14 protein-coding genes are annotated in these 18,064 nt (G+C 30.5%); 5 read left to right on the forward strand and 9 right to left on the reverse strand.

What is annotated here, in order from left to right; all coding sequences use genetic code 11:
• Nucleotides 1-50 precede the first annotated feature (50 nt).
• Together WHA43_RS06455 and WHA43_RS06460 are read right to left on the reverse strand one after the other, a co-directional pair.
• A complete protein-coding gene (locus tag WHA43_RS06455) occupies nt 51-3,533 on the reverse strand; it encodes a VPS10 domain-containing protein (RefSeq protein WP_105046276.1) in 3,483 nt (1,160 codons plus the stop codon).
• Between the two features lie 12 nt (nt 3,534-3,545).
• Nucleotides 3,546-3,851 (reverse strand): hypothetical protein, encoded by a 306-nt coding sequence (locus WHA43_RS06460; protein ID WP_105046277.1) that lies wholly within the window; start codon nt 3,849-3,851, stop codon nt 3,546-3,548.
• Nucleotides 3,852-4,152: 301 nt separating this feature from the next.
• On the opposite strand from WHA43_RS06460, the gene WHA43_RS06465 reads away from it, so the two are divergent.
• On the forward strand, nt 4,153-5,445 hold the full coding sequence (locus WHA43_RS06465) for a T9SS type A sorting domain-containing protein (protein WP_105046278.1): 1,293 nt from the start codon (nt 4,153-4,155) through the stop codon (nt 5,443-5,445).
• Between the two features lie 6 nt (nt 5,446-5,451).
• On the opposite strand, the gene WHA43_RS06470 is transcribed toward WHA43_RS06465, so the two are convergent.
• The 3 genes from WHA43_RS06470 to WHA43_RS06480 form a co-directional block, all read right to left on the reverse strand.
• On the reverse strand, nt 5,452-6,789 hold the full coding sequence (locus WHA43_RS06470) for a deoxyguanosinetriphosphate triphosphohydrolase (protein WP_105046279.1): 1,338 nt from the start codon (nt 6,787-6,789) through the stop codon (nt 5,452-5,454).
• Nucleotides 6,790-6,917: 128 nt separating this feature from the next.
• Nucleotides 6,918-9,314, reverse strand: coding sequence for a ribonucleoside-diphosphate reductase subunit alpha (locus tag WHA43_RS06475; protein ID WP_105046280.1), 2,397 nt, complete (start codon nt 9,312-9,314; stop codon nt 6,918-6,920).
• A 128-nt stretch (nt 9,315-9,442) separates the two neighbouring features.
• A complete protein-coding gene (locus WHA43_RS06480) occupies nt 9,443-10,414 on the reverse strand; it encodes a ribonucleotide-diphosphate reductase subunit beta (protein WP_105046281.1) in 972 nt (323 codons plus the stop codon).
• A gap of 385 nt (nt 10,415-10,799) precedes the next feature.
• Here WHA43_RS06480 and WHA43_RS06485 point away from each other — a divergent pair, with 385 nt between their 5' ends.
• Together WHA43_RS06485 and WHA43_RS06490 are read left to right on the forward strand one after the other, a co-directional pair.
• Nucleotides 10,800-10,991 (forward strand): cold-shock protein, encoded by a 192-nt coding sequence (locus tag WHA43_RS06485; protein ID WP_105046282.1) that lies wholly within the window; start codon nt 10,800-10,802, stop codon nt 10,989-10,991.
• A gap of 91 nt (nt 10,992-11,082) precedes the next feature.
• Entirely contained in the window at nt 11,083-12,102 is a 1,020-nt protein-coding gene (locus WHA43_RS06490) for a COX15/CtaA family protein (protein ID WP_105046283.1), read from the forward strand.
• A gap of 38 nt (nt 12,103-12,140) precedes the next feature.
• Here WHA43_RS06490 and WHA43_RS06495 read toward each other — a convergent pair whose 3' ends face one another.
• Entirely contained in the window at nt 12,141-12,563 is a 423-nt protein-coding gene (locus WHA43_RS06495) for a molybdenum cofactor biosynthesis protein MoaE (protein WP_105046284.1), read from the reverse strand.
• 119 nt (nt 12,564-12,682) lie between these two features.
• On the opposite strand from WHA43_RS06495, the gene WHA43_RS06500 reads away from it, so the two are divergent.
• Nucleotides 12,683-12,955, forward strand: a complete 273-nt coding sequence (locus WHA43_RS06500; protein ID WP_105046285.1) for a DUF3817 domain-containing protein — start codon at nt 12,683-12,685, stop codon at nt 12,953-12,955.
• On the opposite strand, the gene moaD is transcribed toward WHA43_RS06500, so the two are convergent.
• From moaD to WHA43_RS06515, 3 genes are all read right to left on the reverse strand, one after another.
• Nucleotides 12,956-13,198, reverse strand: a complete 243-nt coding sequence (gene moaD, locus WHA43_RS06505; protein ID WP_105046286.1) for a molybdopterin converting factor subunit 1 — start codon at nt 13,196-13,198, stop codon at nt 12,956-12,958.
• A 21-nt stretch (nt 13,199-13,219) separates the two neighbouring features.
• On the reverse strand, nt 13,220-15,694 hold the full coding sequence (locus WHA43_RS06510; protein ID WP_105046287.1) for a DUF5686 and carboxypeptidase regulatory-like domain-containing protein: 2,475 nt from the start codon (nt 15,692-15,694) through the stop codon (nt 13,220-13,222).
• A 107-nt stretch (nt 15,695-15,801) separates the two neighbouring features.
• Nucleotides 15,802-17,439, reverse strand: a complete 1,638-nt coding sequence (locus WHA43_RS06515) for a mechanosensitive ion channel family protein (RefSeq protein WP_105046288.1) — start codon at nt 17,437-17,439, stop codon at nt 15,802-15,804.
• A 103-nt stretch (nt 17,440-17,542) separates the two neighbouring features.
• On the opposite strand from WHA43_RS06515, the gene WHA43_RS06520 reads away from it, so the two are divergent.
• Entirely contained in the window at nt 17,543-18,016 is a 474-nt protein-coding gene (locus WHA43_RS06520; RefSeq protein WP_105046289.1) for a hypothetical protein, read from the forward strand.
• Nucleotides 18,017-18,064 lie beyond the last annotated feature (48 nt).

An 18,064-nucleotide genomic window follows, 5' to 3' on the forward strand; every position in this document is an offset into this window, starting at 1 on the left:
AAAAAGACGCCAATTTTTGACGTCTTTTTTTTGTAATATTTAAAATCTTTTTATTCAATAATTATTTTCTTACTGGCTCTTTTTTGATTTCCAATAAGTTGCAATATATAAACTCCTTTTTTAAGGTTTACCGAAATTGGTTGTCTTTCGTTTTTAACGAAATCAATCTTATTTTCATAGACTTTTTTCCCATTTACATCAACAATTTGAATTTTAGAAAGCCCTAATGTATTTTTTGCAAAAACAGTAAATTTTCCTTTTGAAATTGTTGGATAAACTGAAAACACTTTTACATCATTCAACACTTCTTGGATAGATGCAGTTGCACCCTGTATGGATTTTATTGCCCAACCAAAAGAGTTTACTGAAGGATCAGTTACCAACCTAAATCTCAACACAATCGTCTCACCTATTGAAAAACCCTTATCTGTTAATACTATTGTTTGTGGTTTGAACAAATTATCATTTATGGTAGCTTGTGCACCTTTGTTAAATTCTTCTAGCCATTCAGGAAACCTTCTAGAATCGTATTTATCCAACGTTTTCCAATTTTTTAAATCTGATGAAGCTTCAATGATTACAAAATCAAAAAAACTATTTAAATCTGATAAATTATCAGTAAAAGGCTCTACAATTGTAACATCTTCATAGGTGAAATTTTTATTTACTTCCGAAATTGTCAATGGTTTTCTCAGAAAAGTTGTGGAAACTTTACTATTTTCATAAGGATGATTTAAATTATTTAATACATTTTGAGAAATAGCCCCTGCTATAGTATTAATGACAAATTCTCCGTTAATTGTAAATAAATCTTGATTCGTAAATTCACTGATTCCAACACTTTGAGAGGGCGCATCAAAATCGATTACTAAAAAATTATGCTCTTTCAAGATCGATTTTGAACCATTCGAATCATTAAACAACTGAATTCCAAATTTATGAGTTCCTTCTGATAAATTTGACGTTTCATACTGATATGTTATTCCGGTATTGAAATCTTGAATAATTTCAGGTTGCTCATTACCATCAATAAATATTTTTACTTTATTCACTGCATCAGTTGTTACATTGTAATTAATAATTGTTTGCAAACTTTCAATTGATTTTTGATTTGAAGTTATTTCAGGAGCTGATAAATAAGCAGGTAATGTATAATTTGCAAGTTGTGATAAAGTGGCTGACCAAATTCCTCTTCCATAAGTAGAAATTACTACTTGATCGTTTACAATTTTCATATCATATACTGCAACAGGAATGAAATTACTGAGCAAACTCCAATTCGCTCCTCCATTAGTTGTTTCAAAAATTCCGATATCAGTTCCTGCCCAAATAATGTTTTTATCAAATGGCATTTCTATTATTGAATGAACTGCCACATCAGGAAACCCTGTTTTTGCTGTTCCTGCAAAACCAGAAATATCAGTCCATGTTGCGCCTAAATCTTCTGTTTTTAAAATTTTTGCAGCACCTTGTGCAGAGAACAATGCATAGGCCCTTTTTCCTTCGATTAATGAAGTTCCAATGCCTGAAATGTTTAAACTATGATCATTTTTTGGATTATCGAAAGTATTGGTTTTGGTAAATGTTTGTCCATTGTCCTCTGATACATGAAGTGATATTAACCCATCTTCGGTCATTGCTCCTCCAGCCCAAACCACATTTGGATCGGCAGTAGAAACTTCCACATTTAAAGAACTACTATATGTTGGTTTAAATCCATCAGTAATTGGAATTAAATTCCAACTTCCTGCAAAATCAGTTGAGCGCCAAACTCCGTTCATTGTAACTGCAAATACTACATCCGGATTGTTATCTGCATTCGATAATTTTGCATAAAAAGGAGCAACTGCACCATTACCAGAATCCGCAAAATTAGATAATACTCCATCATAGTTTATAAATCTGCCAACTTGACCGTAATTTTGAGAAACTCCGAGAAAGTTGCCAGGTTTGTTGTAATGCCAAATCACTTCAAAACCGTCACCACCAAGTATAGCTTGATAATTTTTTGTTGAGTTTGAGTTATTTCCAAAACTAATCCAAGTTCCATTATCTTGAGCACCTGCTAAATAATTATCTGCTCCATTTTGTTTTGTAGCCCCATAAAATTGTGTACTGTTTTTTCCAATTGCAATACCAGACCAATCGCCTTCAGTATTTCCTGGATCTGTTTTAAACGAAGTACTATACACGCCACCATCATTGGCTAATAAAATTCTAAATTGTTGATTATTTCCAGGAATTACCTCCATTCCATGTTGATCAACATGAACTTCATTGTTGATTTTTGAAGCGTCATATCCAGAAGCAATAGAAGTTGAAATAAAATTTGTTCCTGTTATAGTTACTTTAAAAACGGCAACTCCTCCAACATAAAATACATTGGTATCATAAGGATGAGCCATGATTATATTATCATACCAACCTTGACCAGTTACTAAATTTGCTGCTGCAGCTGAACCTGATGTTTTAAGATTTGTAAAAGTTCCGCCTTTATTTCTTGATACATAAAAATCAGTATTAACTCCTGTAGTTGCCTGAGAATTTGGTGTATAAACACTTATAAAAAGAGTATTAGTATCTGCAGGTGAAACAGAAGTTTCAAATCTGCTGTGACTAGAATTAAAATTAGCTCTATCAAAAATTGTTGACCAAGTTATTCCGCCATCTAAGCTTTTTACCAATCCAAAATTCCTTACTGAACCGTATTGAATATTAAAATTAGAAGGTTCAAAATCTAAATCTTGAACCCAATTAGATGAATTTGGAGAAACATACGTTTGTATCCAAGTCAAACCTCCATCTGTTGTTCTAAAAATTCCTTTTGTTGCTGCAACAAGAACATTATTTTTATCTGTTGGATTTAAAATTATTCTTCCAACATCTCCAAAAGAAGCTGAATTACTTAAGCTTGTCCAAGTTGTTCCTCCGTTTGTTGTTTTAAAAAGTCCTGCTCCTCCAACTGCTCCTAAATTTCCAAAAGGCTCTCCTGTACCAACATACAAAGTATTTTTATCTTGTGGGCTAATTACAATTGTTGAAGTAGATAAATTAGGAATTGTATTGTCTGTTAAGTTTTTCCATGTGACTCCCTCATCTTCTGTCAACCAGACACCTCCACTTACAGTTCCCACAAACCAACGTTTATTATCTGTAGGATCTATCGCAATTCCTCTTGTTCTTCCGGGAACATTTGCAGGTCCTCTGTCAATAAATACAGGATTTAAAGTTTTTGCACTTTTATAGCGTTTTTTAGTTTCAACTGCTTTTTTAAACTCTTCAAATAAATATCCTTTTTTGTAAGTAGGTTCTTTATCAGTAATTATTTTTCTAATTTGAAACTGATATTCAGCCATTTCTTCAATCCCTTTTTTATGGTTTTGATTAGGATTTCTTTTAGCCTTTTTGTATTGAATTGGGGTAATTTTGAAATCTTCATTAATTGAATTTTTATCAATCTCTTTTTTACAAGATATTGTTAAAAATAAAAAAGAAAAGAAAACGTATTTTGAAATGTGTATTATTTTTTTCATATGAGGATTTATTTATTCAACTTTTATTATTTCAAATAATTTTTCAGGATTTTGATTATCCTTTTCTACAATGCCAATATAACTGTGAGCTTTTATGCTTGTATTGGTTTCCCATTCCATTTTAACTCCAGAAAATATGCCAGAAATCAATTCTTTTTTTGATTGGACATCTATTACTCTATAGTTGAATGATATTGGTATTTCCATCTTATCAACATACTCTAAAACTAAAACTTTTGATTTATCTGGACTTGGAATTTCTTTTTGAATAGTATTATTTTGAATCACAATTTCCTTTTTGTCAGTGGTTTGTATCATTTTTGATTTACAATTTGTGAAGATTGTAATTGATAAAAGAGATAAAATAACAACTAAGTATTTTTTTAACATTCAATTATATTTTAGAAATTACTGTTTTTAAGTTTTAAAAGTAGCACTTTAATTTTATTTATAAAATTCAATGACTGTTAAATTTTTAAAATTACTAAAATTAGAAAAACAAATTATATTATAATTTTTTCAAATAACATATAAGGCATTTAATATAAAGAAATAATCAAAAAAGATTATTTTAGCTTTTTTTAATTCTAATTCAAAAAGCAGTAAAAAAAACCAATAAATGAAAAAAATTACATTTTTAAAAACAAGAAAAGTATTAAACAGCATGTTAGTAATACTTTTTGTAATGTCGTTTTGTGATACTTTTTCACAAAAATATAATTTTAGAGAAATAAAAATAACAGAACCAATTTGTGTTTACCATCCTGATCCAGAGCCATTTGATAAATCAAAAATAGAAGCTCTAAGAAAAAGTGTAAATCTTACCAATTCTCCTTGTTCAAATTTTGATGTAACATACATAGATTTTACTCCAGAGGCTCAAGCTGCATTTCAACATGCAGTAGATATTTGGTCTCACATAATTGAATCCCCCGTTTTAATAAGAATAGTAGCAAGATTTGAACCTTTAGATGAAAATACGCTAGGGAGCGCATCTCCTGCAAGTTTTAACACTGTAAGCGGAGTTCCTACAATTGATCCTAATAAATGGTATCCAGCTGCACTATATGAAAAATTATTAGGGCAAGATAGAGGTGAATTTGAGGAGGCAAACGACATTAATACAAGATTTAACAGTGAATTCGATTTTTATTTTGGTTTAGATGGAAATCCTCCTTCAGGTAAACACGACTTTGTTTCAGTTGTTTTACATGAACTTGGTCATGGTTTAGGATTTGTAGGTTTTGCTAACATAGATGGCTTAAATGGTAAAATTAGATCTAATAACAGAGCTTCAATATATGATAACTTCATTGTAAATAGTGAAAATTTATCTATACTTTCACTTCCTGATCCATCTTCGGAATTATTTGCCAGTTTGACAAGTAATAATTTATTTTCAAATAGTCAAAATGCAATTTCTGGAAATAATAACATTTTACCAAAAATATATGCTCCATCTGAATTTAATCAAGGATCAAGCTACAGTCATTGGGACGAATTTGTATTTCCAGCAGGAAACTCAAACTCATTAATGACACCAAGAATAGCAAGTGGCGAGGCTAATCACAATCCCGGAGATATCACTATAGGTTTTTTTAAAGATATGGGATGGGGAATCTGCTCTACATTAAGTATTGATGAAGTGAATGTTTCATCAAAAGTGAATGTTTGGCCAAATCCATTTACGGATCAAATTTCTGTAGGATTTACGAATTTGAATAGTACTAAATTACAGATAAAACTGTTTGATATCAAAGGTTCTATGATATTTTCCAAACAAATTACTTACGATGGAAATTATTCAATTTACTTGAATGATTTAGGAAGTATACAAAAAGGAATTTATTTTATGACAATCACAAATACCTCATCTAACTTGAGATTCACTGAAAAAATTGTAAAATATTAACCGGATTTAAATACTATTCCCTGTTAATTTTTTATGTATTCTGATGGCAAAACCATCAGACATTCCAGAAATATAGCTACAAATACTCATAATTCTTTGATATTCTGTAGCTATATTTGATTTATATTCTTCTGGTAACATCTTCAAAATCAAAGAATCATAATTAGACGCTGTTCCATTATAATCGTTATTTAAAGCAGTGATAAAAACATCTAACATATCTGCAATAATTCGATAACCTGCAACTTCTTTTTCAACAACCTCTTTACTTTGATAAATTTTTGAAACACTAATTTTGATGATGTCATTAATTTGCGCTTCAAATTGGCATTTATCCAATAAAGAACGTTCAAATTCTCCTGATAAAATTTTTGCTTCATTAGCTAAAAAAATAGCAACAGCTTCATTAATCAATACTCCAATTGCCAATGCTCGTAAATAACTAACTCTGTCTTTTTTATGCTGTAAAGAATGATATTTCTTGATATCAATGGTATCTTTTACTAGTTTGATTAAGTATTCTAAAGCAAATTCTTCTTCGATCAAACCTAAATTGATACCGTCTTCAAAATCGATTATTGTGTAACAAATATCATCAGCAGCTTCTACTAAATACGCTAATGGATGTCTAAAAAATGAGATGTTTTCTGATGATTTTTGACTCATTTCAAGCTCTTGAACAACATCTAAAAAAGCTTCCTTTTCCGATTGAAAAAATCCGAATTTTTTATCTACAATGTGCGATGTAGGTTTTTTTGGCAAACTTTCTTTTGGATATTTTAAAAACGCACCCAAAGTTGCATAGCTTAAACGCAAACCCCCTGAGATGCCTTCTCTGTTCTCTGTTAAGATTTTAAATCCATTGGCATTTCCTTCAAAATCGACTAAATCTTGATATTCTTTTGGAGATAATTGATCTTTGAATTTAGTACCATTTCCTGTTTTAAAATACTCTCCAATTGCTTTTTCTCCTGAATGTCCAAAAGGTGGATTTCCAATATCATGCATCACTGAAGCTGCTGCAACTATAGCTCCAAAATCATTGAAAGTATAGCCCAAATCAACCAAATTTGGATGACGATCTAACAATACTTTTCCAACTCTTCTGCCCAAAGTTCTACCCACAACCGAAACTTCTAAACTGTGCGTAAGACGTGTGTGTACAAAATCCGTTTCAGAAAGTGGAATTACCTGAGTTTTATCTTGCAAACTTCTAAAAGCTTCAGAAAAAATAATTCTATCAAAATCTACTTCAAAACCCAAACGTGTTTCATCTTGAGCTATTCTTGGTCGTTTTTGTGTATCGCCAAATCGTTTTAAAGAAAGGAGTTGTTCCCAGTTCATGGTATGCTGAATTTAGTTCAGTAACTATTTTAAGTTTTCGAAAATACAAAAAGAGAAGCATTGCTACTTCTCTTTATATCTTATTTTTTATTTTATAGATTCTGAAAAGAATTCAGAATGATAATTATTTAAGATCCACACATTTCACAATCATCTGGTCCTGCATTTTTAGAAGCTTCCACCATTGCTCTAAATTCTGCGGGTGTCATTGGTTTTTCAACCAAAACTTCTTCTTCTTTCTTTTCTACATTCAACGTGAATTGTTTTGCATTTACAGCCGATTTTGTTCTTAAATAATACATTCCTGTTTTCAAACCAGATTTCCATCCGTAAAAATGCATTGAGGTTAATTTTCCAAAATCAGGATCTTTCATAAACAAGTTTAAAGATTGTGATTGGTCAATGAAATAGCCTCTGTGACGCGCCATATCAATGATGTCTTTCATACTCATTTCCCAAACTGTTTTATACAATTCTCTGATGTTTGCAGGAATTTTTGCGATGTGTTGGATAGAACCATTTGCACGCATGATGTCTTCTTTCATATCATTATCCCACAAACCTAGCTCCACTAAATCTTCTAACAAATGTTTGTTTACCACAATAAATTCTCCAGACAATACTCTTCTTGTATAAATATTAGAAGTATATGGCTCAAATGCCTCATTATTTCCAAGGATTTGTGATGTAGATGCAGTTGGCATTGGCGCTACTAACAATGAATTTCTTACACCATGTTTCATGACTTGTTTGCGCAATTTTGCCCAATCCCAATTGCCACTCAATTCTTCATCTTTAATACCCCACATGTTGAATTGGAATTCTCCTTCAGACATTGGTGAACCTTTAAAACTTGAATAAGCGCCTTTTGCTTTTGCAATTTCCATAGAAGAAGTTACTGCAGCAAAATAAATAGTTTCAAAAATATCTTGGTTTAATTTTTTGGCTTCTTCGGATGTAAAAGGCAAACGTAAATTGATAAAAGTATCTGCCAAACCTTGAATTCCTAATCCAATTGGTCTATGTCTAAAGTTTGAATTTTCTGCTTCTTGTACAGGATAATAATTCATATCAATCACTGTATCTAAATTACGAGTTACTTTTTTAGTGACATCAAATAATTTTTTATGATTGAAAAACTTCTCGCCATTTTCGTTTTCTGTAACAAACATTGGCAAAGCAATAGATGCCAAATTACACACTGCTACTTCGTCTTTAGCAGTGTATTCCATGATTTCTGTACACAAATTTGACGAACGAATAGTTCCCAAGTTTTTTTGATTCGACTTTCTGTTTACAGCGTCTTTGTATAACATGTAAGGAGTTCCTGTTTCAATTTGCGATTCTAAGATTTTCTCCCATAATTCACGTGCTTTGATGGTTTTTCTTCCTTTTCCAGCGGCTTCATAACTGGTGTACAAACGTTCGAATTCTTCGCCATAAGTATCATACAAATGTGGACATTCGTGTGGACACATTAATGTCCATTTTCCATCTTCCTGCACACGTTCCATGAATAAATCTGAAATCCACATAGCATAAAACAAGTCTCTTGCACGCATTTCTTCTTTTCCATGATTTTTCTTTAAATCTAAGAAATCAAAAATATCAGCATGCCAAGTTTCAATGTAAATTGCAAATGATCCTTTACGTTTTCCTCCTCCTTGATCTACGTAACGTGCAGTATCATTGAAAACACGTAACATTGGTACAATTCCATTTGATGTTCCATTGGTGCCTGCAATGTAACTTCCTGTGGCTCTTACATTGTGAATAGACAAACCAATTCCGCCTGCAGATTGTGAAATTTTTGCAGTTTGTTTTAACGTATCGTAAATTCCATCAATACTATCATCTTGCATTTGTAGTAAAAAACAAGATGACATTTGTGGTTTTGGTGTTCCTGCATTGAACAATGTTGGTGTTGCATGTGTAAAATATTTTTTACTCATCAATTCGTAAGTTGCAATCGCTTCATCAATATCACTTTTGTGGATTCCAACTGCAACACGCATCAACATTTGTTGTGGACGCTCAACAATATGTCCATTTAATTTTAACAAGTAAGAACGTTCAAGAGTTTTAAAACCAAAATAATCGTAACTAAAATCTCTATTATAGATGATGGTAGAATCTAATTTTTGAGCATTTTCTTTGATAACTTCATACACATCGTCTGCAATCAGTGGCGATTTTTTTCCTGTTCTCGGATTTACGTAATTATACAAATCATCCATCGTTTCAGAGAATGATTTTTTGGTGTTTTTGTGCAAGTTAGAAACAGCAATTCGTGCGGCAAGTTTGGCATAATCAGGGTGAGCTGTGGTCATAGTTGCCGAAATTTCCGCTGCTAAATTATCTAATTCTGAGGTAGTTACACCATCATATAATCCTTCAATAACACGCATTGCAACTTTTACTGGATCAACAATAATGTTTAATCCATAACACATTTTTTTAACTCTAGCTGTGATCTTATCGAACATCACAGGTTCTTTTCTACCATCTCTTTTTACTACGAACATTGTTTACTTGTTTAATTTTGTTAGTTGTTTTTTTAGCCACCAAAACATCCCAATTTTGGGAGTTTTTAAAATTTATACTGAAATTATTCAGTTAACAGGATCACTTTTTCTTATTGAGCAAAACTGGATTAAAAATCAGAATCAAAACTGATACTTCCTGTTCCTCCTGATTTTACTCCCGCTTTTTGATATTCAGAAACTCTTTTTTCGAAGAAATTGGTTTTTCCTTCTAGTGAAATCATTTCCATAAAATCAAATGGATTGGTTGATTCGTATTCTTTTTCACAACCAAATTCTTGCAACAATCTATCTGTTACATATTCTAAATATTGAGTCATTAATTTGGCATTCATCCCAATCAAACTTACAGGTAAAGATTCTGTAATGAACTCACGCTCAATATTTAATGCGTCTACAATAATTTCTTTAATTCTTGCAGGAGGAACTCTATTAACAATATGATTGTTATGTAAGTGAACTGCAAAATCACAATGCATGCCTTCGTCTCTTGAAATCAACTCGTTAGAAAATGTTAATCCTGGCAACAATCCTCTTTTCTTCAACCAGAAAATAGAACAAAAGGCACCTGAAAAAAAGATTCCTTCTACAGCTGCAAAAGCAATTAGACGTTCTGCAAAAGAATCAGATTCTATCCATTTCAATGCCCACTCTGCTTTCTTTTTTATAGCTGGAAAGACTTCAATTGCTCTAAACAATCGATCTTTTTCAACTTCATCTTTTACGTAAGTATCAATCAATAAAGAATACGTTTCTGAATGAATATTTTCCATCATGATTTGAAAACCGTAGAAAAATTTTGCTTCAGAATATTGTACTTCATTCACGAAATTTTCAGCTAAATTTTCATTCACAATTCCATCTGATGCTGCAAAAAACGCCAAAATATGTTTTATAAAAAAACGCTCATCGTCTGTTAACTTGGTTGTCCAATCAACGATATCTGAGTGTAAATCTATTTCTTCGGCAGTCCAAAAGCAAGCCTGTTGTTTTTTGTACCATTCCCATAAATCATTGTGCTGAATTGGAAAAATTACAAAGCGATTGTCATTAGGTTTTAAAATTGGTTCTGTAAAAGACATTTATATATTGTTTTGAAGGTTAAAAAATCGAAAATAATTGCTTTAAACGATGTTTACAAAGATTGAAATTTTTAAAGCAAAATGAAAGCGATACTTATTCACAAATTGCTTAAAGTTTTTAACAATTTTGGTAATTTTAGGAATTTTAGACAAAAACCTAAAAAATACAATTCATTAAATATCAACAAGTTAAAAAATAAAAACCTTGCAAACCATTCATTTTAGGGACTTTCTTAAAAAATTCTTTTATAAGCGCTTATCCTGCAAAAAAATTGACTTATATTTTTATAATAAAAAGAGTATCAGAAATTTATTTTTTAAAATAAGTAAAAATCAAAAAATATAAATGTATCTTTGATACATTATTAACATTTATTTTTTTAAAGTGAAAAACGGTACAGTAAAATTCTTCAACGAATCTAAAGGTTTTGGATTCATTACTGAAGATGGTTCAAAAACAGAACATTTCGTTCACATTTCTGGCTTAGTAGATGAGGTTAGAGAAGGTGACACTGTTGAATTTGAATTAAAAGAAGGTAGAAAAGGTTTAAACGCGGTTAACGTAAAAGTTATATAACTATTTAGAATTTTTTTACATTAGTACAAGTCGCTTAAAATATTTTAAGCGACTTTTCTTTTGTTGTATTTTTGCAAAAACTTTATACAAAATGAAAAAAAGGTTTCCTCAAATTGTTACCATTGCTATCATTTCTTTATATCTTATTTTTTTAGCTGGCGCAGTTGTTAGAATGACAGGCTCAGGAATGGGTTGTCCTGATTGGCCTAAGTGTTTTGGGTATTATATTCCACCAACTGAAGTAGCACAAATTACATGGAAACCCAATACTGAGTTCAAAAAAGGAATGATAATCATTAAAAATGAAACCTTATTTGTTGCAGAAAATGATTTGAAAACTGGTGTTGAATTCAACCCAAATAATTGGAGCGAATACACCAAACACGATTATGCAACTTTCAATAAATTTCATACATGGACAGAATATATCAACAGATTAGTTTCGGTTTTAGCAGGATTTGTCTTTTTATTTTTGATTTACGCATCCACTAAATTCTGGAAAGAAAATAAAACAATTCCATTACTTTCTTTTGGAGCCTTTTTCTTGATGCTTTTTGAAGCTTGGCTTGGAAAAACAGTCGTAGATTCTAATTTAACTCCTACAATTATTACCATTCATATGGTTGTTGGTTTGATCATTATTGGAATTTTATTACGATTGAAATTCATCATTTCAGAAAAAAATACGGTATATAAATATGACAAACTATTCAACAGATTGTTGATTATTTCAGTAATTTTTTCATTGATACAAATTGCCATGGGAACTCAAGTTCGTCAATTTATTGATGAACAAGTAAAGCTATATGGTTTTGAAAACAAAAATTATAGTTTGATGAACCCCAGTTTTAAATTTTACTTTCATAGGTCTTTTACCATTGCAATTGTGTTGGTAAATTTTGGAATGTTTTATTTGAATCAAGTAAAAAATTTGGGTTACAAATTGGTTAATTGGATTGTATTTTTGATTTTTCTAGAAACTATCACTGGAATTTTAATGTATTATGCTGAAATCCCTATGGGAACTCAAGCAATTCATTTATTAGCAGGTGCATTTTTATTCGGATTGCAATTTTACCTGTGGCAACAAAGTAAGAAAGTTCGTTTTTAGTTTTTAGTGAAAATTAAACTTTGAAACTTTAAACTATTTTAAGGATGTGCATTTACCCAAACTTCGCCATCTTCAAAGAACTCTTTTTTCCAAATAGGAACTGTTTTTTTAAGCGAATCAATAGCAAATTCACAAGCTAAAAATGCAGCTTTTCTGTGTTTTGCTGAAGCTGTAATAATTACAGGAACATCACCAATTTGCAGCAATCCTTCAGCATGATGAATGGCAATTTTATGAATATCAAATGTTGCCAAAGCTTCATCAGCAATAAGTTGCATTTCTTTGATTGCCATTGGTTTGTAGGTAGAAAAATCGAGTTGAGTTACTTTTCTGCCTGAAGTATCATTACGAACTGTGCCTATAAAAGCTGAAATTCCACCACAAGATTCATCAAAAACAAAATCGTAGCACGTTTGTAAATCGAGTTTTTCAGTGGAAATTTTTATAGAAGTTCGTTGCATAATTGTACAAAAATAACAAAGATTTAGCTATTAAAAGTTAGATTTCAAAAGTTAGATTTTGGATCTTTGCAACTTTGTAAAATATTGAATCTAGAATTTAAAATCTTGAACTTGCCATCATGAAAAAAATATTTAGAATTGTCGGATTTTTAGAAGGAATTTCCTATTTACTATTGATGTCTTTAGGTTTATACTATAAATATGTTTTGAATGACCCAAGTTTTGTAAAACTTTTTGGAATGCCTCATGGAATATTGTTTATGCTATATTTGATTTTGGCTTATTTAATCAAAGATGAAATGCAATGGAAAATAAAAGACTTGACAATTGTCTTTTTAGGTTCAATTATTCCATTTGGAACTTTTTATGTAGATAAAAAATACTTACAATAATTAACCTCCACTTACAGGTGGAATTAAAGCTAAAACATCACCTGATTTTACCATAAAATCATCAGTTGCATAGCTTTCATTCACAGCAATTGCATACGAATTGAGATTTTGTAAGTTAGGATATGCTTTTTGTAATGCTATTTTGCAGTCTTTTACGGTAGCATTTTCAGATAAAGAAATTTCTATTTCTGATGCTTTTACCAGCTCAGCAACAATCCCAAAAAAAAGAATTTTTAGTTTCATAGAAATCAAAAATACAACGAATTACTGGTTCAATAAATTCAAGCGAAATAAAAATCCGTCATTACGAATGCCTCCATAATAGGATTTTGCGTAATCAATTCGTAAAAATCGCCATTTTCCAAAGCCAATATTATCTAATCCAACTGAAAATTCAGTATATGGTTTTTTATCAGCCATCATTAGTGTTTTTGCTCCGCAAACTAAATGAAAGTTGAGTTTGTTTATCAACGGAATTTTTCCAAGTAAAAATCCTTTGAAATTATGCTCAACATGTGCTTCTGAGTAACTATTATTTGAATAAAATTTATAGTATTCTAACAAATTAAAGCTTGTCAATTGATTGTCTAATGGAAAAGAAAATTGGTTTCCATTAGCTTGTAAAAAATCCATGAATGCAATATTTTTTTGCTTTAAAAATGCTCCTGCTCTAATATTATATTGAAATGCTCCGTAATTTCCAGCATTTATATTTTGACGAATTGTGGTGATAAAAACATCAGAATTTAATTCGCCATTGCCTGCTCCAAAGCGTTTTGTATATGTAAGATTTATGGTAGGAAACTTTTCATTTCCAATATTGAATTTACTATTTGGATATGACAAATATTTTTGACCAAACACAAATGTTGCTCCCACTTTTAACGTTGCAATACCATGTTCTTCAAACGCTGAATTGACAAAATCTGTTGGATTCAAGGGGTTATTTGAGGTATATCCTCCGTTTTTATTTTGAGCAGCAAATGAATAATCAGTGGTATTGAAAAGTGGTTTTCTATTGGCATATTCTAAGGATGTATTGAGATAAATTCCATTGACAACTTCTTCAGAATAATTGACTTTAGCAAATGATTTTTCATATATTTTCATGTAATTGTTACGATCCAACAAAGAACTAATGGTGTTATTTAATTTCATAATTGGCTCTCTTTCATTGAATTGAGCAATTGTATTACCTCCGGAAAAAGTGAGTGTTGGTCTGGAAAAATTATTCCATTTTTTGGAGTAGAAAAAAGTTGGACGCACTTTTTCATCAGAAAAACCATAGTTAACATTCAAACCTGCATTCCACCATTTTCCTTTTTTATTAATTTGTTCAAAATAACTCAGTCCAACTGAAGTATAAAATCCTTGTACTGTATTGAAACCTGTTTGCAACAAAGGTCCATTGTATGAAAATGAATTATTTTCGAAAGAATTTCTATATGTGTAACCACTAATTGGTGAACTCCAACTAAATTTATTGCGTTTTTGATCCAAAGAATCTAAATACGGTTTTGATTCTCTAAGGATTTTTATGCTATCTTTTACCTTGTAATCTTTCAATTCTTCAATCGTTAAAGGTACAGGACGTAAGGAATTCCAGTACAAAGAATCTTTTTCTGTAGCATTTTTTTCGAAAGACAATACTTCATTTGTAAAAGTTGCTGCTGTAAAATTTGGTTTAAAATTATAATCTTTGTAAGCAGATGAAAATCGTCCATCAAATTTAAATCCGAAGAAATTTACTTTAAAATCAATACTTTGACTAATTAAAACCCAAGCATCATGCTGTTTTGAGTAATTATAATCTTGTTTAAGGTGCAATAAATCTACCACAGGAATATTAATTTGTGCACCTGTAACAGTAACATCAGCTCCATAAATTGCCCAATCATCTTCTACAATGTATAAAAAACCTGCAAAAACTCTGTCATTTTTTCGTTTTGGAATAATGTTAATTTTATTGATGAGTTTGCCGTTTTTATCAGTAAAAGTTCCTACCAATTTAAAGTTATAATATCCAAAAGCGTTGACTGATGTTGGTGAAACCAATTCATTTCCAAACTCAATACTGTTTTCATAAAAATTGATATTGGCATCTTCTGCTCTATTAAAACTTACGCCATTATCGCGACCTGAAACTTTAGAGGCAATGATTTTTTCTTGAAATCGCTTTGGTTTTTTTTGAAATTTTATTTCAGAAACAGTTTCAGAAAGATAAATAATTCCGCTTCTGGTTGAATCCAATCCACCACCAAAATCGCCCAAAGTTTGTCCTAAAAATTTCTCTGGAGCATCTTTTATTTTATACAAACCACGAGAATAAAACTGGGCTGTATATGTTGCAAATTTATCTGTGTTTTTGTCTTTATTGGCGATTAAATTTCGCATTATTTTGTTAGCAGGATTGTCTTTTGTAGAAATCGAAATTCCTTCTAACTCAATATTTTCTTCTGATAAAACAACATCCAATTGAAATGGAAAAGATGTAATTGAAACTTCTTTTTTAAGTGTTTTATAACCCAAAAACTGAAAAACAATAGTGTATTTTCCTGTTTTTTTAATATCTAAAATATAAAAACCATTGTCATTAGACGTTGTTCCTGTAATGGTATTATCCAAATAAATACTTACAAAAGAAAGTGGTTGTTTATTGGTATCAGTAATGATTCCTTTAACTTGCGCTGAAATTATTGACGTCATCAAAAAAAATCCAAATAGAATGCTTTTTTTCATAAAATATTTTTTTAACAAGTCGAATATAAACTTGTTTTGTTACAATCTAAAGCGTAATTAGATGTATAAAATTTTGAGTTTTAACAAATTTCAAAAATTAATTAATCTTAAATTTCATTTTTCTCTGTAGGATTTTCTTCCTCAAAGTTAGAGACCACTGATGAAATAGCTATCTCAATTCGTTCTTTATCAGTATCATACCTTGGATTAATTCCTTTTTTCTCAGGGAAATTTTCGATAGTAACAGTTGTTGATGGAAACGCAAATTCTACACCCAATTCTTTGGCTAATTTTACGATTGCAATATGTAATTTGTGTTTTGAAGATTGCTCTAAATTCCAATCTAAACTTCTAAAATAAACATTTACCAAAATCAATAAAGCTGAGTCACCAAATCCAATAAATTCGGCATTAAAAGCATCTTTTCTAGAATCTGGATGAACCATGATTAGTTCACGAACTCCCTTTACAAAAGCATCAATTAATTCTGGTGGTGTATCATAGCGCAAACCCAGCTCAGTTCTATGCCTTCTAAAAAGTAACATTCCTCTGTTATTAATTACAATTTCAGATAATTTACTATTCGGAATTTGAAAAATTGAAGTGTCAGCTGCACGTACTCTTGTGGAGCGAAAACCAACTTGTTCAACTGTACCCTCTAATTCTGACGTTACAATCCAATCACCAATATGAAACGGTTTGTCAATAAAAATCATGATAGTTCCTATCAAATTTTTAACAGTATCTTGAGACGCCAATGCAAATGCCAAACCTCCAATTGTTGCACCTGCTAATAAAGTTGTTGTATCAACACCTAAAATGTGTAACATTCTAAAAGAACCAATTACTACTACAACAACTGTTAAAAAATTACGTAAAATAGGTACCAATTGATCGTCTAATTTCGATTCAGTTTTACTTGTAAAATCTTCATAAAGTTTCATTACAACTTTCACTAACTTTAAGAAAACATAAATCCAAAAGATAGTTTCTGCAATATTTAAAGTCATAAAAACCCAAGCATTTACATCTAAAGAGAACTGTAATGAAGGAAAAACCGCATCAATAATTTTAATTCCAACTACCAAACTAATTGGATGTGCTAATTTTTTGAGTATTAATTTTGCTTCAGAATTAGAATCTTTATGAGTGATTTTTTCTTGAAGAGCTTGCAAAATCCAAAAGGATATTTTTTTGATAATAATTACCATCAAAACAGTAAAAGCAAGTAAAAGTAAAATACCCACAAACTGCCAAAGTTCAATTCCGAATACTTTTTTATAACCAGAAACAGGAATCATTTCTTGCAATTTATGCACATACCAGGGAAAAACCTGATTGTAAAGAGTATCTATTTGTGCAACAGTTTCTTCAGAATAATACCAGCTTCCATTTATCTTTTCTACAGAAATTTGCGGCATTCTTAGAGGAAAAATGACATATTTATAAACCCTTCTATAGCCAATGGTATCATTATAATTTGGATCATTTGGGATTTTATTGAAATCAATAAATAAACCCTTTCCATCCAAAATTTTTTTCAGTTTGATGGCTTTATCAATCGCATCCTTTTGTTTCAATCCAAAAAAAGTTTTGGAAGCTTTTATCGGTTGAAATGTTTCTTCTTGCAAAAAATACAAATGCGTATAAATTGTAGCATTAGGATTGCTTAAATCGACATTGACTTTTTCTTGAGCAACAAAAAATTGAGTAGAAAATAAAAAAAGAAAAATGATTTTTTTCATAGTGGTTGGATGTTAATTGTAAATTAAAATCAACTGCAAAGTTAAACCTTTTACAAAATTATATGTCAAAGGAGCAACAATAAAAAATAAAACAATCTAAAAAATGAAAAATTTAGCAACATTAATCTTACTTGCAATTGCAGTTACATTTACAGCAAATGCTCAAGAAAAAACAGCACAAAAAAACAAACAAAACAGACCTCAGTTTACTGTTGAACAACATACAGAATTAACTGTAAAACGAATGACCTTAGCGTTAGATTTGAACGAAAAGCAACAAAATCAAATCAAACCTTTGTTAATGGCACAAGCTACTCAAAGAAAAGCTGCCATGGAAAAAATTAAAAAAGCCAGAGAAAACAAACAAAGACCTACTGATGAAGAAATCTTTGCGATGGAAAATCAAAAATTGGACAATCAAATTGCAATGAAAAACAAAATGAAAGAAATTTTAACAAAAGAGCAATTTGATAAATTTGAAAAAATGGCTAAAATGAGAAAAATGAAAGGTAAAAAAATGATGGAAGCTCGAAAAGGCATGAAAAAAAGAATGCACGAAAACGAGGGTAAAAAATAGTAATTTTGGTTAATTGGTTTTTAAAAGCTCAACTTTCTTTGTAAAGTT

This window comes from Polaribacter gangjinensis (genome assembly GCF_038024125.1).
Lineage (GTDB): Bacteria > Bacteroidota > Bacteroidia > Flavobacteriales > Flavobacteriaceae > Polaribacter > Polaribacter gangjinensis.

Excerpts from the sequence above, each read along its gene's own strand:
- WHA43_RS06455 (WP_105046276.1), bottom strand. The coding sequence starts at position 3,533 with ATGAAAAAAATAATACACATTTCAAAATACGTTTTCTTTTCTTTTTTA.
- WHA43_RS06460 (WP_105046277.1), bottom strand. The coding sequence starts at position 3,851 with ATGATACAAACCACTGACAAAAAGGAAATTGTGATTCAAAATAATACT.
- WHA43_RS06465 (WP_105046278.1), top strand. The coding sequence starts at position 4,153 with ATGAAAAAAATTACATTTTTAAAAACAAGAAAAGTATTAAACAGCATG.
- WHA43_RS06470 (WP_105046279.1), bottom strand. The coding sequence starts at position 6,789 with ATGAACTGGGAACAACTCCTTTCTTTAAAACGATTTGGCGATACACAA.
- WHA43_RS06475 (WP_105046280.1), bottom strand. The coding sequence starts at position 9,314 with ATGTTCGTAGTAAAAAGAGATGGTAGAAAAGAACCTGTGATGTTCGAT.
- WHA43_RS06480 (WP_105046281.1), bottom strand. The coding sequence starts at position 10,414 with ATGTCTTTTACAGAACCAATTTTAAAACCTAATGACAATCGCTTTGTA.
- WHA43_RS06490 (WP_105046283.1), top strand. The coding sequence starts at position 11,083 with ATGAAAAAAAGGTTTCCTCAAATTGTTACCATTGCTATCATTTCTTTA.
- WHA43_RS06495 (WP_105046284.1), bottom strand. The coding sequence starts at position 12,563 with ATGCAACGAACTTCTATAAAAATTTCCACTGAAAAACTCGATTTACAA.
- WHA43_RS06500 (WP_105046285.1), top strand. The coding sequence starts at position 12,683 with ATGAAAAAAATATTTAGAATTGTCGGATTTTTAGAAGGAATTTCCTAT.
- moaD (WP_105046286.1), bottom strand. The coding sequence starts at position 13,198 with ATGAAACTAAAAATTCTTTTTTTTGGGATTGTTGCTGAGCTGGTAAAA.
- WHA43_RS06510 (WP_105046287.1), bottom strand. The coding sequence starts at position 15,694 with ATGAAAAAAAGCATTCTATTTGGATTTTTTTTGATGACGTCAATAATT.
- WHA43_RS06515 (WP_105046288.1), bottom strand. The coding sequence starts at position 17,439 with ATGAAAAAAATCATTTTTCTTTTTTTATTTTCTACTCAATTTTTTGTT.
- WHA43_RS06520 (WP_105046289.1), top strand. The coding sequence starts at position 17,543 with ATGAAAAATTTAGCAACATTAATCTTACTTGCAATTGCAGTTACATTT.